The sequence below is a fragment of the Novosphingobium sp. Fuku2-ISO-50 genome (genome assembly GCF_001519055.1).
GTDB lineage: Bacteria > Pseudomonadota > Alphaproteobacteria > Sphingomonadales > Sphingomonadaceae > Novosphingobium.
The window spans coordinates 153,954-176,354 of record NZ_KQ954287.1 but is presented as its reverse complement, the minus strand read 5'-3'; the positions used below and the strand labels follow the sequence as shown (position 1 = coordinate 176,354).

23 protein-coding genes, 1 tRNA gene and 1 riboswitch are annotated in these 22,401 nt (G+C 65.1%); of the genes, 18 read left to right on the top strand and 6 right to left on the bottom strand.

Translation table 11 applies throughout. The annotated features are described in order from the left end of the window. Positions 1 to 186 precede the first annotated feature (186 nt). Entirely contained in the window at positions 187 to 1,122 is a 936-nt protein-coding gene (locus AQZ50_RS06520) for a ribose-phosphate pyrophosphokinase (protein WP_067744316.1), read from the top strand. Positions 1,123 to 1,208: 86 nt separating this feature from the next. Here AQZ50_RS06520 and AQZ50_RS06515 read toward each other — a convergent pair whose 3' ends face one another. Continuing rightward, positions 1,209 to 2,213 carry an AraC family transcriptional regulator gene (locus AQZ50_RS06515; protein ID WP_082703452.1) on the bottom strand — a complete coding sequence of 335 codons (1,005 nt, stop codon included), beginning with the start codon at positions 2,211 to 2,213 and terminating at the stop codon, positions 1,209 to 1,211. 177 nt (positions 2,214 to 2,390) lie between these two features. Between AQZ50_RS06515 and hisN the strand changes: the two genes are divergently transcribed. The 14 genes from hisN to AQZ50_RS06445 all read left to right on the top strand — a co-directional run bounded on the left by hisN (position 2,391) and on the right by AQZ50_RS06445 (position 16,587). Further along, positions 2,391 to 3,170 (top strand): histidinol-phosphatase, encoded by a 780-nt coding sequence (gene hisN, locus AQZ50_RS06510; RefSeq protein ID WP_067744314.1) that lies wholly within the window; start codon positions 2,391 to 2,393, stop codon positions 3,168 to 3,170. Positions 3,171 to 3,210: 40 nt separating this feature from the next. Further along, positions 3,211 to 3,327, top strand: a riboswitch (SAM-I-IV-variant riboswitch). A gap of 65 nt (positions 3,328 to 3,392) precedes the next feature. Then, positions 3,393 to 4,301, top strand: a complete 909-nt coding sequence (metA, locus tag AQZ50_RS06505; protein WP_067744311.1) for a homoserine O-succinyltransferase — start codon at positions 3,393 to 3,395, stop codon at positions 4,299 to 4,301. 144 nt (positions 4,302 to 4,445) lie between these two features. Continuing rightward, entirely contained in the window at positions 4,446 to 4,649 is a 204-nt protein-coding gene (gene rpmI, locus AQZ50_RS06500; RefSeq protein ID WP_067744309.1) for a 50S ribosomal protein L35, read from the top strand. Positions 4,650 to 4,661: 12 nt separating this feature from the next. Beyond that, on the top strand, positions 4,662 to 5,024 hold the full coding sequence (gene rplT, locus AQZ50_RS06495; RefSeq protein WP_067744308.1) for a 50S ribosomal protein L20: 363 nt from the start codon (positions 4,662 to 4,664) through the stop codon (positions 5,022 to 5,024). A 116-nt stretch (positions 5,025 to 5,140) separates the two neighbouring features. Further along, positions 5,141 to 6,229, top strand: coding sequence for a phenylalanine--tRNA ligase subunit alpha (gene pheS / locus AQZ50_RS06490; RefSeq protein WP_067744306.1), 1,089 nt, complete (start codon positions 5,141 to 5,143; stop codon positions 6,227 to 6,229). After that, positions 6,226 to 8,625 (top strand): phenylalanine--tRNA ligase subunit beta, encoded by a 2,400-nt coding sequence (gene pheT, locus AQZ50_RS06485; RefSeq protein WP_067744304.1) that lies wholly within the window; start codon positions 6,226 to 6,228, stop codon positions 8,623 to 8,625. Before pheS ends, pheT begins: the two co-directional genes overlap by 4 nt. Beyond that, positions 8,625 to 9,509, top strand: a complete 885-nt coding sequence (locus tag AQZ50_RS06480) for an aldose 1-epimerase family protein (protein ID WP_067744301.1) — start codon at positions 8,625 to 8,627, stop codon at positions 9,507 to 9,509. The genes pheT and AQZ50_RS06480 overlap by 1 nt, the downstream gene beginning before the upstream one ends. Beyond that, positions 9,506 to 9,841, top strand: coding sequence for a hypothetical protein (locus AQZ50_RS06475; RefSeq protein WP_067744299.1), 336 nt, complete (start codon positions 9,506 to 9,508; stop codon positions 9,839 to 9,841). The genes AQZ50_RS06480 and AQZ50_RS06475 overlap by 4 nt, the downstream gene beginning before the upstream one ends. Before the next feature lie 46 nt (positions 9,842 to 9,887). Then, positions 9,888 to 11,414, top strand: a complete 1,527-nt coding sequence (locus tag AQZ50_RS06470; RefSeq protein ID WP_067744297.1) for a peptide chain release factor 3 — start codon at positions 9,888 to 9,890, stop codon at positions 11,412 to 11,414. A gap of 60 nt (positions 11,415 to 11,474) precedes the next feature. Then, the gene (locus AQZ50_RS06465) at positions 11,475 to 12,344 is read left to right on the top strand and encodes an alpha/beta fold hydrolase (protein ID WP_067744296.1); all 870 of its coding nucleotides are present in this window, start codon (positions 11,475 to 11,477) and stop codon (positions 12,342 to 12,344) included. A 202-nt stretch (positions 12,345 to 12,546) separates the two neighbouring features. Continuing rightward, positions 12,547 to 12,885, top strand: a complete 339-nt coding sequence (locus tag AQZ50_RS06460; RefSeq protein ID WP_067744294.1) for a P-II family nitrogen regulator — start codon at positions 12,547 to 12,549, stop codon at positions 12,883 to 12,885. Positions 12,886 to 12,923: 38 nt separating this feature from the next. Beyond that, the gene (locus AQZ50_RS06455) at positions 12,924 to 14,354 is read left to right on the top strand and encodes an ammonium transporter (RefSeq protein ID WP_082703478.1); all 1,431 of its coding nucleotides are present in this window, start codon (positions 12,924 to 12,926) and stop codon (positions 14,352 to 14,354) included. Positions 14,355 to 14,533: 179 nt separating this feature from the next. Beyond that, positions 14,534 to 15,658 (top strand): histidinol-phosphate transaminase, encoded by a 1,125-nt coding sequence (hisC, locus tag AQZ50_RS06450; RefSeq protein WP_067744291.1) that lies wholly within the window; start codon positions 14,534 to 14,536, stop codon positions 15,656 to 15,658. A gap of 11 nt (positions 15,659 to 15,669) precedes the next feature. Further along, a complete protein-coding gene (locus AQZ50_RS06445; RefSeq protein WP_067744733.1) occupies positions 15,670 to 16,587 on the top strand; it encodes a prephenate/arogenate dehydrogenase family protein in 918 nt (305 codons plus the stop codon). Between the two features lie 14 nt (positions 16,588 to 16,601). Here AQZ50_RS06445 and AQZ50_RS06440 read toward each other — a convergent pair whose 3' ends face one another. Genes AQZ50_RS06440 through ftsE form a run of 4 tightly spaced genes read right to left on the bottom strand, consistent with a single transcriptional unit; the run spans position 16,602 to position 19,641 of the window. Continuing rightward, the gene (locus AQZ50_RS06440; protein ID WP_067744288.1) at positions 16,602 to 17,345 is read right to left on the bottom strand and encodes a lysophospholipid acyltransferase family protein; all 744 of its coding nucleotides are present in this window, start codon (positions 17,343 to 17,345) and stop codon (positions 16,602 to 16,604) included. Next, positions 17,332 to 17,928: a YdcF family protein gene (locus tag AQZ50_RS06435; RefSeq protein WP_067744285.1), complete on the bottom strand. Its 597-nt coding sequence runs from the start codon at positions 17,926 to 17,928 to the stop codon at positions 17,332 to 17,334. Before AQZ50_RS06435 ends, AQZ50_RS06440 begins: the two co-directional genes overlap by 14 nt. A gap of 10 nt (positions 17,929 to 17,938) precedes the next feature. Next, positions 17,939 to 18,889, bottom strand: a complete 951-nt coding sequence (locus tag AQZ50_RS06430; protein WP_067744283.1) for a cell division protein FtsX — start codon at positions 18,887 to 18,889, stop codon at positions 17,939 to 17,941. After that, positions 18,886 to 19,641, bottom strand: coding sequence for a cell division ATP-binding protein FtsE (ftsE, locus tag AQZ50_RS06425; protein WP_067744281.1), 756 nt, complete (start codon positions 19,639 to 19,641; stop codon positions 18,886 to 18,888). Before ftsE ends, AQZ50_RS06430 begins: the two co-directional genes overlap by 4 nt. Positions 19,642 to 19,825: 184 nt before the next feature. On the opposite strand from ftsE, the gene AQZ50_RS06420 reads away from it, so the two are divergent. From AQZ50_RS06420 to AQZ50_RS20350, 3 genes are all read left to right on the top strand, one after another. Next, entirely contained in the window at positions 19,826 to 20,644 is an 819-nt protein-coding gene (locus AQZ50_RS06420; protein ID WP_067744280.1) for a zinc-ribbon domain-containing protein, read from the top strand. Positions 20,645 to 20,761: 117 nt separating this feature from the next. Next, positions 20,762 to 20,848, top strand: a tRNA-Leu gene (locus tag AQZ50_RS06415). Between the two features lie 247 nt (positions 20,849 to 21,095). Continuing rightward, positions 21,096 to 21,365: a hypothetical protein gene (locus AQZ50_RS20350; protein ID WP_156427249.1), complete on the top strand. Its 270-nt coding sequence runs from the start codon at positions 21,096 to 21,098 to the stop codon at positions 21,363 to 21,365. Positions 21,366 to 21,398: 33 nt separating this feature from the next. On the opposite strand, the gene AQZ50_RS06410 is transcribed toward AQZ50_RS20350, so the two are convergent. Continuing rightward, entirely contained in the window at positions 21,399 to 22,382 is a 984-nt protein-coding gene (locus tag AQZ50_RS06410) for an oxygen-dependent tRNA uridine(34) hydroxylase TrhO (RefSeq protein WP_067744730.1), read from the bottom strand. Positions 22,383 to 22,401: the final 19 nt, after the last annotated feature.

The following is a 22,401-nucleotide window of genomic DNA, read 5'->3' as shown; positions in this document are numbered from 1 at the left end:
TCAAGCGCTGTCCACCGCTCGTGACCTTCCGATGTGTTGCAAAGCTGTCATCATGGGCTAAGGCCCCGGCCAAGCGCATCCTGCCGATTCGCAACGGCAGGGCAACACGCAGGTCGACGCCCGGCAACAGGGCGATTTGAGCTTGGTCAATTGAGCTTGGTCACTAGGGACGAAAGCAGGCAACCCATGAAGATCATGTCGGGCAACGGCAACCTGCCGCTCGCGCGGGCCATTGCGGCCTATCTGGAACTGCCGCTGACCGAGGCTTCGGTGCGGCGCTTTGCCGACGAGGAAGTCTTCGTCGAAATCCACGAGAACGTGCGCGGCGAAGACGTGTTCATCGTTCAGTCGACCAGCTTTCCGGCCAATGACAATTTGCTCGAACTGCTGATCTGCATCGATGCGCTGCGCCGCGCCTCGGCCAAGCGGATCACGGCCGTTGTGCCCTATTTCGGCTATGCCCGGCAGGACCGCAAGCCCGGCCCGCGCACCCCGATTTCGGCCAAGCTGGTCGCCAATCTGATCACCACGGCAGGCGCCGACCGCGTGCTCGCGGTCGACTTGCACGCCGGGCAGATCCAGGGCTTTTTCGACATCCCGACGGATAACCTGTTTGCCGCGCCGGTCATGGCCGCCGACATCCAGACCCGCTATGGCCATGAAGGGCTGATGGTGGTCTCGCCCGACGTCGGCGGTGTGGTCCGCGCCCGCGCGCTGGCGAAGCGGCTCAACAACGCGCCGCTGGCCATTGTCGACAAGCGTCGCGATCGCCCCGGCCAGTCCGAAGTGATGAACATCATCGGCGAGGTCAAGGATCGCATGTGCATCCTGATCGACGATATCATCGATTCGGGCGGTACGCTGTGCAACGCGGCGCAGGCCCTGCTCGATGCCGGTGCCAAAGGCGTTGCCGCCTATATCACGCACGGCGTCCTGTCGGGTGGCGCGGTCGCGCGCGTCGGCAATTCCGCGCTCAAGGAACTGGTGATCACCGACACCATCCTGCCGACCGAGGCGACGCGCGACTGCGACCGCATCCGCGTGCTGACGATCGCGCCGCTGATCGGCGAAGCGGTGCGCCGTATTGCCGACGAAAGCTCGGTCAGCTCCCTGTTTGATTGAGGCGGGGTTTGATTGAGGCGGGGTTCGACTGAGGCGGGGTTCGATTGAGGCAGGACCGGTCCGGCGCCTGCCTGCGCAGGCCCGGATCAGTCATCGGGTACGGGTGCGTGCCAGGGCGGCGATTCGCCCGGCGCGATGCGCTCGAGTATTTCCAGTCGGCGCGATTGGCGCGTTTCGAGGCACAGCGTCATCAGCGGTTGCGGCTGTTTGGCAAACTGGCGCGGGCTCAGCCCGATCAATGCGGTGAAATCGCGGTTCAGGTGGCTCTGGTCGTAATAGCGCAGCATCAGCGCCTCGGCCTCGTCGTGGTCGGCCACCCCGCGCAAGTGGCTGGCCACGTCGAGCGCGCGGGCGCGGCGCAGAACCTGTTTCGGAGTCATTCCGAAATCGCGCCGGACAATGCGCTCCAATCGCCTGATCTCGACGCCGAGGTCCGCCGCGCACTGGGCGACCGTCATCGACGGATTGATATAGCTGATCCGCTCGAACAGGGCGCTGACCGGGTCGGGCGCGCCCGCTGCGCGCTGCGCGATGATCGCACGCAAGGCCTGCTCCATGCGTTGGCACCATTCCTCGTGCCCGGCATCGGGGGTAAACAAGTCGAGCCATGACGCAGGGGCGATACCGATCTGTGTCGGGTCGGTCAGGCGATCGACAATGGTGTTTTCCGACAGCTTGCCCAGCATGCGCACTGCGCCTGGGCGAAACGCGATACCCACGCTGGTAAATCCGCCGCGCACCTCGATCGGCATGCGCCGCGATTGCGGGCCAAACAGGATTGCGTCGCGCCCGCGCACTTCAAGCCCGTCGGCGCTTTGCGCGCGCCAGTCCCCATCAAGCTGGATGCGCAAATTCGCGCTTTCGCTGAACACCCCGCAGGACAGGACATACCCGTCGGCCAAGGCAACGCTCGAAACATAAAACCGCGCGACCCAGGGGGCAAGGTCGGCTGCCGGTGCGCGGCTGAAGGGTCTGGGCCGACCATCGTGCGCGCCAGCGCCGCGCAACGAAATGCCGGCGCCGCGCAGCGAAATGCCAACGCCGCGCAGCGACGTGCCGGCGTCTGCGACAGGGGAAGTCGGACGATTCATCGGATCGGACGCCCCCTTGCGGCTTTCCTGCTACGGACCACGATATAGGGAATGGGCAAAATGATCACCCTTGGTCAAGCGGGCATCCTGCCAAAATGGTGATGTCGTCTGGTCGGTCGCGCCGTGGCCGCTGCATCCGCTTGACCTTGCCCGCCCTGATTGCCATGCCGCTGGACCATGAAACTCGACGCCGAAATCGCTCTCGCCCACCGTCTTGCCGATGCCGCAGGGGCCGCCATCCGCCCCCATTTTCGCGCCGCCGCGTTCGAGCGCAAGGGGGACAAGACGCCGGTGACCGCCGCCGACCGCGCCGCCGAAGAGGCCATGCGCGCGATCCTGGCCGCGCAAATGCCCGGCGACGGCGTGATCGGTGAAGAATTCGGCGTGGCGCCGGGCACGTCGGGCCGCGAATGGGTGCTCGATCCGATCGACGGCACCACCGGCTTTGTCGCCGGGCGCCCGCTGTTCGGCACGCTGATTGCGCTTCTGGTCGATGGCTTTCCCGTGCTCGGCGTGATCGATCAGCCGATTCTCAAGGAGCGCTGGATCGGCGTGATCGGCCAGCCGACGCTGTTCAACGGGCGCGAAGTGCGCACGCGGCCTTGTCCTTCGCTGGCCGAAGCTGCGATTGCCACGACCGGGCCGCACTATTTCAGCGACCACGACGGCGAACACTTCATGGCGCTGGCGGCAAAGACCGATCACAAACGCATGGTCATGGGCGGCGATTGCTACAACTATGCGATGCTGGCGAGCGGGCATCTCGACGTCGTGTGCGAATCCAATCTCAAGGTTTACGACTGGGCGGCGCTGGTGCCGGTGGTCGAAGGCGCGGGCGGGGTCATGGCCGACTGGACCGGAGAGCCCTTGCGCAATGGCACCAGCGGGCATGTCCTGGCGCTGGGCGATCCGGCGCGTCTGGACGATGTGGTCGAAGCGCTCGCCTGCGGGCATTGACGGCTACGGTTGCAATCGGGCGCCGCTGCGCCTAAATCACGGCCAGCATCAAGAGTTGGGATCTCGTATCCCGACGCCAACCTGCCGGTATCCGGGCAAGGTGGCGCCTTTGCGCAAGCGAAGGGATGTGGCCGCAGCGGCAACCAAACGGAGCCAATGCCCCCATTCCTGTCTGCGCCGATGGCGTCCCCTGTCCGGTTGCCCCCGATAGAGGAACCCCCCGTGCCGATTCGCATTGCCGACAACCTGCCCGCTCGCCGCACGCTCGAAGCCGAAGGCGTGATCGTGATGAGCGAGTCCGAGGCGGCGCGGCAGGACATTCGCCCCTTGCGCATCGCGTTGCTGAACCTGATGCCGGACAAGATCACCACCGAAACGCAGATCGCGCGCGTGCTCGGCGCGACGCCCTTGCAGGTGGATCTGGAACTGCTGCGGATCTCGGACCATGTCAGCAAGAACACCGCCGCCGGGCATATCGCCGAATTCTATCGCCCGTGGAGCGACGTGGGCGCGGAAAAGTTCGACGGCCTGATCGTCACCGGCGCGCCGGTCGAAACCATCCCCTATACGCAAGTGACCTATTGGGATGAACTGGCCCGGATTTTCGACTGGAGCCAGACCAATGTCCACCGCATGCTGACGGTATGCTGGGGGGCGATGGCCGCGCTCTATCACTTTCACGGCGTCGACAAGCACACGCTCGATACCAAGGCTTCGGGCGTGTTTGCGCACTGGAACCGCGCGCCGGCCACGCCCTGGCTGCGCGGATTGCCCGACCGTTTCGATGTGCCCGTCTCGCGCTGGAGCGAAGTGCGCGCCGAAGATCTGCCGAAGAATGCCGGGCTGACCGTGCTGGCGGAAAGCGACGAAGTGGGCCTGTGCCTGATCGACGATCCGGCGCACCGCGCGCTGCACATGTTCAACCATCTCGAATACGACACGCTGACGCTGGCCAATGAATATGCCCGCGACGAAGGCGCCTATGTGCCCCGCCACTATTTCCCCGGCGACGACCCCGCGGCGCGCCCGCTCAACACCTGGCGCGGCAACGGGCACATCCTGTTCGGCAACTGGATCAACGAAGTCTACCAGACCACTCCGTTCGACCGCAGCGCGATTGGTCGGGGGTAAGGATCGCTTTCAGGCCCAATCCGCTTGCCTTTTGGTGCGGCGGTGCCTAAGGGCCCCAGCTTCATCCGGCACGCCGCATGAGATTCGCCTGGCCATCAGGGCTGCCACGGCGAGTTCAGGCTGCCAGAAACCGAGGAGACGAAAATGCCCAAGCTCAAGACCAAGAGCGGTGTGAAGAAGCGCTTCAAGATCACCGCGTCGGGCAAAGTGAAGCACGGCGTTGCCGGCAAGCGTCACCGCCTGATGAGCCACAATGCCAAGTACATCCGTCAGAACCGCGGCACTGAAGTGATCTCCGATGCGGATGCAAAGGTGATCAAGAAGTGGGCGCCCTACGGGCTCAACTGAGGAGACTGACAGATGCCCCGTATCAAGCGCGGTACTACTACCCGCACCAAGCACAAGCGTCTTCTTGATGCCGCCAAGGGCTATCGCGGCCGGCGCAAGAATACCATCCGCGTCGCGCGCCAGGCCGTCGAAAAGGCCGGCCAGTATGCTTATCGCGACCGCAAGGTCAAAAAGCGTACGTTCCGCGCCCTGTGGATTCAGCGTATCAACGCGGCCGTTCGCGCCGAAGGCCTGACCTATTCGCAGTTCATTCACGGCACCAAGCTGGCCGGGATCGAACTCGATCGCAAGTCGATGGCCGATCTGGCGATGAACGAAGGCGGCATTTTCACCGCCATCATCGCGCAGGCGAAGGCAGCGCTCCCCGCCGCCTGATCGCGTCGGAAAGCGTCAAATTTGGCAAGGGCGTCGTCCGCAAGGACGGCGCCCTTTGCTTTGGGCCGCTCTTTTGGTTGGATTCCGGCGCGATTGACGCTAGCGAGCCGGGCATCATGGAACAACTTGATCAGACTTTGGCGGCGATTGCCGCAGCCGACACGCTTGATGCGGTCGAAGCCTTGCGCGTTGCCGCATTGGGCAAACAAGGCTGGGTTTCGGCCCTGCTCAAGACGCTGGGGAGCATGACTCCCGATCAGCGTCAGGCCGAAGGGCCGCGCATCCATGCCACGCGCGAACAGGTCACCGCGGCGCTTGCCGCGCGCAAGGGGGCGCTGGAAAACGCCGCGCTCGATGCCCGGCTGGCCGCCGAACGCGTCGATCTGTCGCTGCCCGCACCCGAAACCCCGCGCGGATCGGTCCACCCGGTTTCCCAGGTGATGGACGAACTGGCCGAGATTTTCGCCGATATGGGCTTTGCCGTCGCCAGCGGGCCCGAAATCGAAGACGACTGGCACAATTTCACCGCGCTCAACATGCCCGAAACGCATCCGGCGCGCGCGATGCACGATACCTTCTATTTCCCCGATCGCGACGATGCGGGCCGCTCGATGCTGTTGCGCACACACACCTCGCCGGTGCAGATCCGCACGATGCTGGGCGCAGGCGCGCCTTTGCGGATCATCGCGCCGGGCCGGGTCTATCGCTCGGACAGCGATGCCACGCACACGCCGATGTTTCACCAGATCGAAGGGCTGGTGATCGACAAGGGGATTCACCTCGGACACCTGAAATGGACGCTGGAAACCTTTCTCAAGGCGTTTTTCGAGCGTGAGGACATCGTCCTGCGGCTGCGGCCGAGCTATTTCCCGTTTACCGAGCCCTCGGTCGAAGTCGATGTCGGCTATACGCTGGTGGGCGGCAAGCGCGTGATCGGCGGCGGCGGCGACACGGCCGACGGCGGCTGGATGGAAGTGCTCGGCTCGGGCATGGTCAACCGTCATGTGATCGCGGCGGGCGGGCTCGATCCCGACGAATGGCAGGGGTTTGCCTTTGGCACCGGGGTCGACCGGCTGGCCATGCTCAAATACGGGATGGATGACTTGCGCGCGTTCTTTGACGGCGATGCCCGCTGGCTGTCGCATTATGGTTTTGCTGCGCTTGATGTGCCGACGCTGTCGGGCGGCGTGGGAGTGCGGCCATGAAGTTCGCCCTGTCCTGGCTTCGCCGCTATCTCGATACCACCGCCGATGCGGCCACGATCGCCCGCGCGCTGACTTCACTCGGGCTTGAAATCGAAAGCGTCAGCGATGCGGCGGCGGCGCTGTCGGCGTTTCGCATTGCCCGCGTGCTGACGGCAGAGCGCCATCCGCAGGCGGACAAGCTGCAAGTGCTGTCGGTGGACCTTGGCGATGGCCAACCGTTGCAGGTGGTCTGTGGCGCCCCCAATGCCCGCGCGGGCCTGATCGGCGTGCTCGGCCTGCCCGGCGCGGTGGTTCCGGCCAACGGCATGGAATTGCGCAAGAGCGCGATTCGCGGCGTCGAATCCAACGGCATGATGTGTTCGACGCGCGAGCTGGGGCTTGGCGAAGAACACGACGGCATCATCGAGCTGCCCGCCGAGGCGCCGATCGGCCGGAGCTTTGCCGATTATATCGGATCGGACCCGGTGTTTGACGTGGCGATCACGCCCAACCGCCCCGATTGCATGGGGGTCTACGGCATTGCCCGCGATCTCGCCGCCGCCGGGGTCGGCACGTTGCAGCCGATCGCGGTCGAGCCGGTCGAAGGCGGCTTTCCCTGCCCGATCGAAATCCGCACCGACGACCCGCAAGGGTGCCCCGCCTTCCATGGGCGGGTCATTCGAGCCTTGCGCAACGGGCCGAGCCCGCAATGGCTGCAGGACGCGCTCAAAGGCGCCGGGCAGCGTCCGATTTCGGCGCTGGTCGATATCACCAACTTTGTCATGCTCGGGTTTGGTCGTCCGGCGCACGCCTATGACCTGAGCACGCTGACCGGCGCGGTCGTTGCGCGCAAGGCGCGCGCGGGCGAAACCGTGCTGGCGCTCAACGGGCGCGAATATACGCTCGATCCGTCGATGACGGTGATCGCCGACGATGCCGGGGTTCACGATGTCGCCGGGATCATGGGCGGCGAACATTCAGGCTGCACCGAGACGACCACCGATGTTCTGCTCGAAGTGGCCTATTTCGATCCCGCCGCGATTGCCCGCACCGGGCAGGCGCTGGCGCTGACTTCCGATGCGCGCAGCCGTTTTGAACGCGGGGTCGATCCGGGCTTTCTCGATACCGGGCTCGACCTTTTGACCGCGCTGATCCTCGATATCTGCGGCGGCGAGCCGAGCCATGTCGTGCGCGCGGGGCACCCGCCTGCGGCCGACAAGCTGGTGGCCTACGATCCCGCGCTGGCCGGGCGTCTGGGCGGAGTCGATCTGCCGCAGGCCGAACAGCGCCGTATCCTTGGCGCGCTGGGCTTTGGCGTGACGGGCGAAGGGCTGTGGCGCGTGGCCGTGCCCGGCTGGCGACCCGACATCGATGGCGCAGCGGACATCGTCGAGGAAGTGATTCGGGTTCACGGGCTCGATGCCGTGCCCTCCACGCCCTTGCCGCGCGCGGCTGGGGTGGCCAAGCCGACCGCAACCCCGGCGCAGGCGCTCGAACGGCGCTTGCGGCGCGCGGCGGCGGCGCGCGGGAGCAACGAGGCGGTAACCTGGTCGTTCCTGCCCGAAGCCGAAGCGGCGCATTTTGCTGAGCCCGATCAGGCGCTGTGGAGTCTGGCCAATCCGATTTCCGAAGATCTGAAAGTCATGCGGCCCTCGCTGTTGCCCGGCCTGCTGACGGCGGCGCGGCGCAATTGCGATCGCGGCGCGGCGAGCGTGCGCCTGTTCGAGATCGGGCGCCGCTATCTGCGCGGCGCGGGCGGGGCGAGCGCCGAGGCGCCGAGTCTGGCGATCGTGCTCGCCGGCGAACGAGCCCCGCGCGGCTGGGCCCAGGGCAAGGCGGTGCCGTTCGATGCCTTCGATGCCAAGGCCGAGGCGCTTGCGCTGCTCGCCGAAGCGGGCGCGCCAGTGGACAACCTGATGGTCATGGGCGAGGCGGGGGCGCAATTTCACCCCGGCCAGTCGGCGACTTTGCGGCTGGGGCCCAAGACCGTGCTCGCGCGGTTCGGCATGCTTCACCCCGCGACGCTCAAGGCGTTTGACTTGTCCGCGCCGGTCGCGGTGGTCGAACTGTTCCTCGACCGTCTGCCCGCCAAAAAGTCCGCCGCCGGATTTGCCCGCGCCGCTTATGCGCCGCCCGCGTTGCAGGCGGTGACGCGCGATTTCGCCTTCCTCGTCGGGCTTGACCGACCGGCGGGCGACATCGTGCGCGCGGTGCGCGGGGCGGACAAGGCCAATATCGTCGCGGTGCGCGTGTTCGACGATTTCCGGGGGCAGGGCGTGCCCGAAGGGCAGCGCAGTCTGGCGGTCGAAGTGACCTTGCAGCCGGTCGACAAGAGCTATGACGAAGCCGCGTTGAAAGCGATTGCCGATCGCATCGTGGCATCTGTCGCCAAGCTCGGGGGCAGCCTGCGCGGATAATGGCCGATGCGCCGATCGCGATTGCGTCCGATGCGCTGTCGGCGCGGATCAATCCGGTCGGCGCGGAGCTGTGGTCGCTGACCGACGCGGCGGGCGCCGAATATATGACCGATGCCGACCCGGCGTTCTGGAGCGGCCATGCGCCAATCCTGTTTCCGGTGGTCGGCTCCTTGGCGCAGGACCGGCTGGTGGTCGATGGTCGCGATTATGGCCTCCCGCGTCACGGCTTTGCCCGGCGCACGCGCTTTTCGCTGGTCGAACAGGGGGCGGATCATGCCCGCTTTCGCCTCTGCGACAGCGCAGCCACGCGCGAGGTCTATCCGTTCGCCTTTCAGCTCGACATGGTCTTTCGCCTTGACGGCCGGCGGCTCGATATCGTGGCCGAAGTGACCAATTCCGGCGAGGGGGCTTTGCCGTTCAGCTTTGGCTATCACCCCGCCTTTGCCTGGCCGCTGCCCGGCAATGCGGACAAAAGCGCGTATAGTCTGACGTTTGCCGAGCCCGAGCCGCAGCCGGTGCGCCGGGTTGCGCGCGACACCGGGCTGCTCTTGCCCGAAGCGGAGCCGAGCCCGGTCAAGGGCCGCGACCTGCCGCTCGACGCAGTGCTGTTTCGCGCCGACGCGCTGATCTGGACAGAGCTGCACAGCCGCGCGCTGCGCTATGGCGCGCCGGGCGGCGCCTCGCTCGATCTCGCCTTTCCCGATACGCCGATGCTCGGGCTGTGGCAGGTGCCGGGCGCGCGCTATATCTGCATCGAGCCCTGGCAGGGGCATGCCGATCCGCAGGGTTTCGACGGCGAATTTACCGTCAAGCCGGGCCTTGTCATCCTTGGGCCGGGCGAAGCACGCTCGTTCCGCCTTTCGATCACGGTCAATGCCGCGTGATCGTGCGGCGGTATGGTGTCTTTGCCGCGTTGCTGCTGATCCTCGTCGCGGTGGCGGGGGTGGCCACAGTGGTGTCGCGCGGCGGCGAGAGGCTGGTGGTGCGCGCGACCAGCAAAGTTTCGAGCGAGACCTTGCGCGATTGTCTGGCTTCGGGTCTTGGCCTTGGCGCATGGCAGGGCGATACCCACGTCATGCGGGCGAGCGCCTTTGGCTTGCGCGTTGCCGTCGCCGACAACGGGCACGAACGCCGGATCGGGCTGTTCACCGCCGGGGGCCGCGCCTTGAGCAGCGGCCAGAGCAGCGCACTGCAATCCTGTCTCGCCGCAAACTAAAAAACCGGTTCCCACTTTTTCGCGCGATGCTCTAGGGGCGTTGGTCATGTCCAATCGCCGTACCTTTGCCATCATTTCGCATCCCGACGCCGGGAAGACCACGCTCACCGAAAAGCTGCTGCTGCAAGGCGGGGCGATTCACCTTGCCGGAGAGGTCAAGGCGCGGGGCCAGGCGCGGCGCGCGCGGTCCGACTGGATGAAAATCGAGCAACAGCGCGGGATTTCGGTGACCAGCTCGGTCATGACATTCCAGAAAGACGGCATCGTCTTCAACTTGCTCGACACGCCGGGCCACGAAGACTTTTCCGAAGACACCTATCGCACGCTGACCGCGGTCGATTCGGCGATCATGGTGATCGACGCGGCCAAAGGCATCGAGCCGCAGACGCGCAAGCTGTTCGAAGTGTGCCGCATGCGCTCGGTGCCGATCATCACGTTCGTCAACAAGGTCGACCGTGAAGGGCGCAGCGTATTCGAAACATTGGACGAAGTGGCCGATGCCCTGGCGCTCGATGTCGTGCCGATGTCCTGGCCGATCGGCATGGGCGGCCTTTTCGAAGGCGTGATGGACCTCGCTACGCGCACGATCGCGCGGCCCGAAGGCGATTCGCGCGAATTTCTGGGGCGCCGCGATCCCGCAGAAGGGGCGAACATTCCCGCCGCGATTGCCGAGGAAATCGAGCTGGCCGAAGTGGGCTATCCCGCGTTCGATATCGAAGCCTATCGCCATGGCGACCTGACGCCGGTCTATTTCGGGTCGGCGCTCAAGAATTTCGGCGTGGCCGAGCTGATCGACGCGATCGCCCGCTTTGCGCCGCCGCCGCGCCCGCAATCGTCGGATGTCGGCATGATCGATCCCGACCGCGCCGATGTCACCGGCTTCGTGTTCAAGGTCCAGGCCAACATGGACCCGCAACACCGCGACCGCATCGCCTTCATGCGGCTGGTGTCGGGCACATTCCGGCGCGGCATGAAGCTGATCCCGTCGGGGCTGGGCAAGCCGATCGCGGTCCATTCGCCGATCCTGTTCTTTGCCCAGGACCGCGAAATCGCCGACACCGCCGAGGCGGGCGACATCATCGGCATTCCCAACCACGGCACTTTGCGCGTCGGCGATACTTTGTCGGAACGCAACGATGTGCGCTTTACCGGCCTGCCCAACTTCGCGCCGGAAATCCTGCGCCGCGTTGTTCTGAAAGACCCGACCAAGACCAAGCAGTTGCGCAAGGCGCTCGACGACTTGTCCGAAGAAGGCGTGATCCAGGTCTTCTATCCCGAAATCGGCGCACAGTGGATTGTCGGCGTGGTCGGGCAATTGCAGCTCGACGTGCTGATTTCGCGGCTTGAGGCGGAATACAAGGTCGAAGCCGTGCTCGAAGCATCGCCTTTCGACACCGCGCGCTGGCTCAAGGGCAGCGATGCCGCGCTGAAGGGCTTTACCGATTTCAACAAGTCGAATCTGGCGCGCGACCGCGACGGCGATGCCGTGTTCATGGCCCGCTCGGCCTGGGATGTCGGCTATCAGCAGGAACGCAATCCCGAGCTGACCTTTTCGGCTACGAAGGAGAGATAGCAGGGAGAGACAGGGCAGGCGAGGCTTGCCAGAGGCGGCTGCGCGCGGCAGGTAGGGCGCATGAACCTGCTTGGACCGACCTCGAACACATTCACGTCGCAACGCCTGCGGCTCCACTATGTCGACTGGGGCAATGCGGACAAGCCGCCGCTGTTGCTGATCCACGGCGGGCGCGATCATTGCCGCAGCTGGGACTGGACTGCCGAGGCGCTGCGCGAGGATTGGCATGTCATCGCGCTCGACCATCGCGGCCATGGCGACAGCGAATGGGCCTCTGACGGCAATTACCGCACGATGGACATGGTCTATGACCTGGCGCAGCTGGTTCATCAGCTCGGCCTCGCGCCGGTGACGATCGTGTCGCATTCGTGGGGCGGCAATGTGTCGCTGCGCTATGCCGGGCTGTTTCCCGAAGACGTGCGCAAACTGGTGGCGATCGAAGGGATCTTTCCCACCCCCGAATGGGAAATGCGCATGAAGGACGTGCCCTTTGCCCGGCGCGTGCGCGACTATATCGCCGAAAAGCGCAAGGCGGCGGGCCGCCTGCCGCGCCGCTATGCCACGCTGGGCGATGCCTATGCGCGCATGAAGGCGGAAAACCCCTATCTGACCGACGAACAGGCCAAACACCTCACGATCCACGGGATCAATCGCAACGAGGACGGCACGTTTACCTGGAAATTCGATCCCTACGTCCACATCGATCATCCCTATGACATCTCGACCGAGCGCAAGCACGAGCTGTGGGAGGCGATCACCTGCCCCACTTTGCTGCTCAACGGCGCGGATTCGTGGGCGGGCAATCCCGAACGCGACGGACGCATCCGCCATTTCCGCAATGCCAAAGCGATCGAATTCGCCAACGCCGGCCATTGGCTTCACCACGACCAGTTCGACCGCTTCATCGCGACGCTGAAGGATTTTCTGTAAGATCCAGGGTGAGCGCCGTGCCTGAAATTTAGGCACGGCGTCGGGGCTGCCCGGGAATCGGGCGCGCTGGCGTCGCCGGACACGTCTTTCATTCCGCAAAATCAGCCGATCCGGGTCATTCCTGATGTGGCACGCCCCTTGCATTGCTCTCTCGTGGTATCCGGCGATCTTGCTTCTGTCGGAGCCTTTCGAGGGGGTATGAATGAAATTCATCATCGCCATCATCAAGCCGTTCAAGCTCGACGAAGTGCGTGAAGCGCTCTCGGAGTTGGGCGTTGCCGGGATGACGGTGTCGGAAGTAAAGGGTTTCGGGCGGCAAAAGGGCCAGACCGAGATCTATCGCGGCGCCGAATACACCACCAACATGTTGCCCAAGGTCAAGCTGGAGATTGCCGCGTCGGACGAGCTTGCGCCGCGCATCATCGAAACCATCCAGCAAACCGCCAGCACCGAAGCCATCGGCGACGGCAAGATCTTTGTGATCGATCTTGTTTCTGCCACACGTATCCGGACCGGTGAAACCGGCGATCCGGCGCTGTGAAACACGGTGCGGAGACGACCGACATGAAGGGAAACCATATGATCCGCAAGATGATCAGTGGCGTTGTGGGGACGGGGCTCGCGCTCGCAACCGCATCGACTGCTTTCGCGCAAGCCGCGATGATAAAGGCGCCGACTGCTGCCCAGCAGGTGGCCATGACCAACAAGGGCGATACCACCTGGATGATGGTATCCTCGGTGCTTGTCCTGATGATGAGCGTTCCGGGCCTCGCGCTGTTTTACGGCGGTCTGGTGCGCACCAAGAACATGCTCAGCGTGCTGATGCAGGTTTTCATGATCGTGGCGGTCGGCGGCCTGTTGTGGGCCACCATCGGCTATTCGATGGCCTTTACCACCGGCCCGACGCCGGGCCTGACGCCGTTTATCGGCGGCTTTTCCAAGGCGTTGATGATCGGTATTACCGGATCGTCGAGCGCGGCGACGTTCTCGAACAACGTCTATATCCCCGAACTCGCCTATTTCGTCTTTCAGATGACGTTTGCGATGATCACCCCGGCGCTGATCGTCGGTTCGTTTGCCGAACGCATCAAGTTCACGCCGCTGATGGTGTTTGTCGTGCTCTGGTCGATCCTGGTCTATTATCCCGTGGCGCACATGGTGTGGTACTGGGCGGGCCCCGACTTTCTGGCCGATACGCCCAATGAAGCCGGCCTGCTCAACCATTGGGGCGCGCTTGACTTTGCCGGCGGCACCGTCGTTCACATCAACGCCGGGATCGCCGGGATGGTCGGCTGCCTGATGATCGGCAAGCGAGTCGGGTTTGGCCGGGAAAACACCCCGCCGCACTCGCTGACGATGACGATGATCGGCGCTTCGCTGTTGTGGGTGGGCTGGTTCGGCTTCAACGCCGGGTCCAACCTCGAAGCCAATGGCGTGACTCTGGTCGCGTTCGTCAACACCATGCTCGCCACGTGCGCTGCAGCGGTCAGCTGGGCGGTGGTCGAACAAGTCGTCCACAATCGACCGTCGATGCTCGGTGCGGCGTCGGGGGCGGTTGCCGGCCTTGTCGCGGTGACCCCGGCTTCGGGCTATGCCGCGCCGATGACCTCGCTGGTGCTGGGCCTGATCGTTTCGCCGATCTGCTTTTTCTTCGTCACCACGGTGAAGAACAAGTTCAAGTATGACGATACGCTCGACGTGTTCGGCGTTCACTGCGTCGGCGGGATCACCGGGGCGCTCGCCACGGCGGTGCTCGCCAATCCGGCCCTCGGCGGACAGGGTGTGACCGATTACACCAAGTTCCCGTCGGTCGTGGCGACGGGCTACAGCACTCTGGCGCAGTTGACCGTGCAGTTCGAAGCAGTCGCGATCACGCTGGTCTGGTCGGGCGTGGTTTCCGCAATCCTCTTTTTCGTGATCGACAAGACGCTGGGCCTGCGCCCCGCCGAAGAAGCCGAACGCGAAGGGCTCGACATCACCGAACACGGCGAGCGCGCCTACAACTATTGAAGCTTTGCCAGCTTGGCGGGGTGGGTGCGGGGTGTTCCTCTCCCCACCCCCTCCACCCCGCCAGACCTTGTTCCTCCTGCGAACAACCTTGGGGCCGGAAGACACGTCTTCCGGCCCATTTTTCGTGACTCGTTTTCGCCGGTTTCCTTGGACGCCGATCCCGGTTAAGGCCGCGCGCCATGACCGAGCTTCAATCGACCCCGCCATCCGATCGTCCGCGCCCCAAGGAATGGATCGCGGCGATCCATGCTTATGTACCGGGCAAATCGACCGGGACCGACGGGCGCACGCTGATCAAGCTGTCGGCCAATGAAAATCCGCTCGGGACGAGCCCCGCGGCAGAGGCGGCGCGTCATCATGCAGGGGCGCAGTCGCGCTATCCCGATCCCGACAGCGTCGCCTTGCGCGAAGCGCTGGGAAAGCTGCACGGCATAGCCCCTTCGCACATCGTCATGGGCACCGGCTCGGACGAATTGCTCAACCTTGCCGCGCAGGCCTTTGCCGGGCCGGGCGACGAAGTGCTGTTCGTGCGCTATGGCTTTTCGGTCTATGACATTGCGGCGCGGCGCTGCGGCGCGGCCCCGGTGATCGCGCCCGACCGCGACTATGGCACCGATGTCGATGCCTTGCTGGCGGCGGTGACGCCCGCGACGCGGGTGGTGTTTCTTGCCAATCCCAACAACCCGACCGGCAGCTATATCGGGCGCGAAGAGATTGCCCGGCTGCATGCGGGGCTGCGGCCCGACATCCTGCTGGTGATCGATCAGGCCTATGCCGAATATGTCGATGCCGCCGATGACGACGGCGCCTTCGTGCTCGCTTCGGCGGCGCGCAATGTGCTGGTCACGCGCACCTTTTCGAAGATCTATGGGCTGGCGGGCGAACGCGTCGGCTGGGCAACCGGTGATGCCGCGCTGGTCGACATGCTCAATCGCATTCGCGGGCCGTTCAATCTGTCGCTGTCGGCGCAGGCAACGGCGCTGGCGGCGCTGGGCGATCAGGATTTCGTGGCGCGCTCGCGCGATCACAACCGGCGCGAACGGGCGCGCTTTGTCGCCAGCCTGACGGCGCTCGGCAATCACGGGCTGCGTCCGCTGCCGACCGAGGCCAATTTCGTGCTGATCGAATTTTCCGGCGCGTTGACAGCCGAAGCGGCCTATCTCGGCCTGATGGAGCACGGGTATATCACGCGGTGGTTGCCGGGGCAGGGGCTGCCGCAATGTCTGCGCGTGACCATCGGCACGGCCGAGCAGATGGACGCGATCACCGCCGCGCTGGCGCAGATGGCGGGCCGGGCGGCGTGAGCGCGCAAGACCTGCCGTTTCGCCATGTTGCGGTGATCGGGCTCGGCTTGCTCGGCAGTTCGCTGGCGCGTGCGGTGCGCGCCGCTTTGCCGGCGATCCGCATTTCGGGGTATGATGCCGATCCGGCGGTGCGCCTGCGCGCGCGCGACATCGCGCTGGCCGATGTCATTGCCGACAGCCCGGCCGAAACGGTCGAGGGCGCCGATCTGGTCGTGCTGTGCGTGCCGGTGGGCGCCATGGGCGAGGCCGCACGCGCCATGGCGCCGGGGCTTGGTGCTGGTGTCGTGATCAGCGATGTCGGATCGAGCAAGGCGGGCGTTGCCGCCGCGCTGGCCGCCGCTTTGCCGGGGCACCGGATCATTCCCGCACACCCGGTCGCCGGGACCGAACAGAGCGGGCCGGATGCCGGATTTTCCACGCTGTTTCGCAACCGCTGGTGCATCCTGACGCCGCCTGCCGATGTCGATCAGGCCGATCTGGCGCGGCTCGTCGCGCTGTGGGAAGCGCTTGGCGCGCGCGTCGAAACCATGGACGCGGAACACCATGATCTGGTGCTCGCGGTCACCAGTCATTTGCCGCACCTGATTGCCTATACGATTGTCGGCACGGCGTCGGACCTCGAACGCGTGACGCAAAGCGAAGTGATCAAGTATTCCGCCGGGGGTTTCCGCGACTTTACCCGCATTGCCGCGTCGGACCCGACGATGTGGCGCGACGTGTTCCTGACCAATCGCGACGCGGTGCTTGCCATGCTGGGCCGGTTCAATCGCGACCTTGCCGAGCTTGAGACCGCGATTCGCGACGGCGACGGCGATACGCTGTTCGATCATTTCACCCGCACCCGCGCGATCCGCCGCTCGATCATCGAGATGGGGCAGGATGATGCGCGGCCAGACTTCGGCCGCAGCGATCATAGCGGGGCGAAATAGCCCCGTTCAGCCGTTCAGGCGTTCAGCACGTTGATCGCCTCTTGCACGGCCGTTTCGATTGTCGCGCGCGGCAGGCCGGGGGGAAGCTCTGTGCCGATGCGATAGCGGATCACGCCGGCGCGTTTCCAGCGGCGGTGATAGAGCGGGCCGCTGTCGACCGCGATCGGCACGATCGGCAGCCCGGCCATCTTGTAAAGCCCGGCAAACCCGGCTTGCAACGGCCATACCTCGCCATGGGGGACGCGAGTGCCTTCGGGGAAAATCACCAGCGGGCGCTCGGCAGCGGCGCCGTTGGCACGCATTGCGCGGATCATCGAGCGCAACGCGCGCGCACCGGCATCGCGATCGACCGCGATCAGCCCGTACCGCCGCCCCAGTCGGCCCCATAGCGGGATCGACAGCAATTCCTGCTTGGCAAAAATCATCGGATTCCTGAGCAGGTTGGGCAAGTCGATCGCTTCGAAGAAGGATTCGTGGCGCATCGCCACCAGCACCGGATGATCGGGCATGCGCCCTTCGACGACGACGCGAATGCCGAGCAAATGGCGACAGCACCAGCGATGCCAGCGGCACCACACCCTGACCATGATGAGCAAGGCGCCCGGCGGCAGCAGCAGGGTCAGCATGTTCAGCGATACCAGCACCACGCTGCCGCAATAGAATACGGCATAGAAGGCGAGGCTGCGCAGCACTTCGCTCGAAGTCGGGGGGCTCGAAGTCGGGGGGCGATCGGACACGGTCGTTTCAGTGCTTGCCATGTCCCGACCCAGGCGGTCGCGTCGCTTCGGGCCAATTGACCAGCCAGGCCGCGATCCGGGCGACGAACTTGTTGTATTCGATGAACAGCACTTTCATCGACGGGTGCGACGGCACTGCGTCCTCGATAATCACCAGCTGCTTGGGGCCGGCGACTTTCAGGTCGAACGCGGCGCGCCGCATGTGCCAGTCGGTCGTGACCAGCCGCACCGATCGGATATCGTGCCGCGCGATCCAGCCCGCCGCCTCGCGCGCGTTGGAGCGCGTGTCGAACGATTCATAGCCGAGCGTCACGCAACAGGCCAAAAGCGCGGGGGCCACGCCATATCCGGCGGCGAAATGGGCCGGGGCAACTTCGCTGTCGACCCCGGATACGAGCATGCGCTGCGCCTGCCCTGTGCGCAGGACATCGAGCCCGCGCGCGATGCGCCCGGTGCCGCCGGTCAGCGCGATGACTCCATCGGTATGGGTATCGCCCGCCGGACGCGGCAGGAACAGCGCGAACCATAAAAAGCCGAGCAGCCAGACCAGCAGTACCAGCGACAGCAAGCGGCGAAACAGGCCTGGCGGCTTCAAACGAGGCATAAGCCGCACCCTACAACATGCGCCGCAAGGCGGAAAGGACAGTCAGTCGCGCGGTCAGCACGGCAAGCGCCACGCCGCCGAGCGGGATCAGTACGATCACCAGCCAATCGACCCAGCCCAGCGCTGCACCGCCGACCATGCCCGACCCCAGCGCGCTGAATTGCCGCCCCAGAATCACGATCGCGACAGTGCCGGTGATCAGCCCGATTACGCCGCCGATCCCGGCATCCATCGCCGCCGTGTGTTGAAACACGCGGGCGATCTGCGCATCGGTGCCGCCCAGCATGTGGACGATTTCGATCGTTTCGCGATGGTTGACCAGCGCATTGCGCGCCGAAAGCACCACGGCGGCGATCGTCGCCAGCGCCAGCAGCGCGATCAGCCCGCCCGCCAGCCATTGCAGCGTGGCGATCGCGCGAAACACCGGGGTCAGCCAGGCCGCCTGTGCATCGACCCGCGCCGAAGGGGCAACCCCGGCAATCCGCGCGCGCAAGGCGGCAACGCGCGCGGGCGTTGCCGGGCCGGCGAGGCGCAAATCGATCAGCGCCGGGATCGGCAGGTCATCGATCGTATCGCCCGGCCGCGTGCCCAGCCATGGTTCGAGCAGGGTATCGAGCTCGCTTTGCGCGACATGCCGCGCGTCGATCACGCCGGGCGTCTTTTCCAGCATGGCCACTGCGGCATCGGCCTGATGATTGCGGTCGGCAGGGGCCGCCGTGACGATCTGCACCGTGACCCCGCCGTTGAGATCGGCACTGGCGCGCGCGGCGGCGTTGCGCAGGGCAAGCCCGCTCGCCGCTGCGATCACCGTCAGCGCGATGACGATCGCGATGACCCACGGCATCGGGCTGCCCAATCTGGGATCGGCCAGTCTGGGATCGGCCGTTCGGGTGTCGGAAAGGAGCGCGGGGTCACCATCGCGCGAGCGGCGCAACGAACCGAACAGGGCGGCTGCATTCATGCCGGGGCAAACCCCAGCGGCGGCCGTCCCGCTTCGCCCGACGGGCGGCGCGGCGGATAGCGAAGCGCGCCGGTCGGGTCGGACAGGCGCCCCTTGTCGAGCCGCATGATCAGCGATTCGGGCACTTTGCGGATCAGGTGAACATCGTGCGTTGCGACCACGACGGTCGTGCCCAGCCGGTTGAGGCTTTCAAACAGTTGCAACAGCTTGAGCGCCATTTCCGGATCGACGTTGCCGGTCGGTTCGTCGGCGACCAGCATGTCGGGCCGGGCGATGACCGCGCGGGCGATCGCCACGCGCTGCTGTTCTCCGCCGGACAACGTGGCGGGCCGCGCATGGCGGCGGTCGGCGAGGCCCACCCAGTCGAGCATTTCATCGACCGGCTTGGCAATTTCGCGCTCGCTGACGCCTGCAACGCGCAGCGGCAGCGCGACATTGTCGAACGCTGACAAGTGCTGCACCAGTCGGAAATCCTGAAACACGACGCCCAGTCGGCGGCGAAATCCGGGCAAACGTTCGCGCGGCAGGGTGATCGCGTCGGTGCCGAACATGCGGATCAGCCCGCGCGAGGGGCGCTGCGCCAGATAGAGCAGTTTCAACAGGCTGGTCTTGCCCGCGCCCGATGCGCCGGTGAGGAAATAGAACCGCCCAGGATAGAGCGTGAAGGAAATGTCGGTCAGCACTTCCTTGCCGGTGCCATAGCGTAGCCCGACGTTGTCGAACTGCACGATTTCGGCATCAGGCTTACTCATGGTCGCGGGGTCTGGGGTTCTTTGGACGGGAGGGACGAAAATTCACGGATGAGGCACAAATCGGTACGTGTCAGGTGCCTTGGGCCGTCATACGCGTCAATGCATGTGGAAAAAAGGCCGTGGACGCAATTCTGTGTGCCTGTGGCTATTGTTTCCGGGCGCGCGGGCATGTTTAACCCGATCCATGATAATCGCCTGTCCCGCCTGTTCGACGCGCTATGTCGTTCCCGACAGCGCGATCGGTGTGGAAGGGCGCACGGTGCGCTGCGCCAAGTGTCGGCATAGCTGGTATCAGGCCGGTCCCGAGCTTGCCCCGCGTGACGAAGCTGTGGAAGAGCCCCGTTCCGAACCGGTTGCGCCAGTCCCAGTTGCACATGCCCCAGTTGCACAGGCGTTTGCGGAGCCTGCGACGAGTGCCGCGCCGTCCGGGCGCCCGGTTCCCGTCCCGGCGATGGACGAGCCGCGCGATACCTCTCCTCCGCCGCCCGTCCCCCCGCGCACCGCTGCTGCGCCGACGGTCGACGACGGGGCCGAGGCGCGATCGCCGTTTGCGCATGAACCGCCGTTTCGCCCGCGCCGCAATCCGTTGAAGCTGTGGACGGCGGCGGCGGTGGTGTTTGCGCTGGTGGTCGGCGCGTTGATCGGTGCGGTTGCCTGGTTTGGCCTGCCCGACTGGCTGCCCGTCGCCAAGCCGACATTCGGCGCGACGCGCCCCGATCTCGAACTGTCGTTCCCCGCCGAGCGGCAGGACCGCCGCACGCTGCCCAACGGCACCGAATATTTCGGCGCCAGCGGCACGGTCACCAATGTCGGCAAGGATGTGCGCGAAGTGCCGCCGATCCTGATCGTGCTGCGCGATGCCCGCAACAAGGTGGTCTATACCTGGAATGTGGTCCCGCCCAAGGACGTGCTCAAGCCGGGCGAGAGCGAAACGATCAATGAAGCGGTAACCGACGTGCCCAAGACCGCCAAGTTCGCCGAAATCGGCTGGAAACCCGAATAAGTGCAAAAAAACGGGTGTGAGCCGGAATCACGGTTGCACCCGGCAGGGCCCTTTGCTAGGGGCCCGCTCCTACCCCGACGGGTGCTCAGGCCAACGGCCTTGCCCCGTATGCGATGTGCGGTCGTGGCGGAATTGGTAGACGCGCAACGTTGAGGTCGTTGTGGCCGAAAGGCCGTGGAAGTTCGAGTCTTCTCGACCGCACCAGTCACTTGGCAAAATCCTCCCGAAGCAAAGATTTCCCCTCCGGGGGCCCCGCCTTCGCTCAGGTCTGTTGGCTTGGGCTACCGAGGCCTGTGTGGCGTGGACAAATTGCCGTCTGATTGAATGGCGAGTTTTGGAGGTTAGCAGACGATGAGCTTTCTGGGCTGACCAAGGTGCAGCAGACCTTCACATGACGGCGAAAATGGTGCACCGTTAGCACCTGATTTTGAAGGCAGGAGGGAACGACGCAGTGGACCTGATGTCAGTGTTTATCGGCGTCCCGACCTTAGTGTCCGGCTCGGCGATGCTGTTCTTCCCGCGCAAAAAACGTTTAGAAGCAGAAGCAAAGGTCGCAATTCGCAAAGCGCAATTAGCAGCGGGTGCGTCGGAACGTTATTTTGAGGAAGGCCGAACTCTACATGCCTACCCACTGCCCGCATCTGACGGCAAATGGCGAACCAGAGGCGCATTTTTAACCGCTTGTGGCATCGCGTTGCTCTGCCTCGCCTATTTTCGATAGCATCCCGATCGACCGCTTCTGGGCCGTATCCGGTCACACGGTATCCTGGGCCCGTCTGTCGCCGACGTGGGTGCGGCCCTGGGCGGCGGCGAGGCCTTCCTGGCGGTGGCGTTCGCGATAGGCGGCGCGTTGTTCGTCGGTGCGTTCGGCGTGGCACGCCGGGCAGCTTACGCCGGGTTCGTAGAGGGTGGAGGCGCGGTCCTGTTCGTTGATCGGGCGGCGGCAGGCGTGGCACAGCGCGTGCGTCCCCTCGACCAGTCCGTGGCCGACGCTGACCCGCTGATCGAACACGAAGCATTCGCCTTGCCACAGGCTCTCGTCCGCCGGGATTTCCTCCAGGTATTTGAGAATGCCGCCTTTGAGGTGATAGACCTCTTCGACGCCTTCCTGGCGCAGGAACGCCGTCGACTTTTCGCAGCGGATGCCGCCGGTGCAGAACATCGCCACTTTCGGCTTGTTGGTCAAAAGCTGCGCGCGATGGGTGCGAAACCATTCGGGAAATTCGCGAAAGCTGCGCGTGTGCGGATCGATCGCCCCGGCAAAGCTGCCCACGGCGACTTCGTAATCGTTGCGCGTGTCGATCACGATCGTATCGGGATCGGAAATCAGCGCGTTCCAGTCCTCCGGCGCGACATAAGTGCCCACGCTGAGCAGCGGATCGATGTCGGGCTGGCCCATGGTGACGATTTCGCGCTTGATCCGCACTTTCATCCGATGAAACGGCATGGTGGCGGCAGTCGAAAACTTGACTTCGAGTTCTGCGCAGCCCGGCAGGGCCCGGATATGGCCGAGAACCGCAGCGATGCCCTCTGCCGTCCCGGCGATCGTGCCGTTGATCCCCTCATACGCCAGCAACAGCGTCCCGCGCACGCCCTGGTCCCGGCACAGGCGTTCGAGCGGATCGCGCAAGGCCGCGCAATCGTCGAACCGACAGAAGTGATAGAGCGCCGCCACGCACAGGGGCTGGCGATCGCCGGTTGCGTCTGGGGTCTCGGCGCCGATGGTGGATTGTTGCATCTGGCGGCCCATAGCCCGG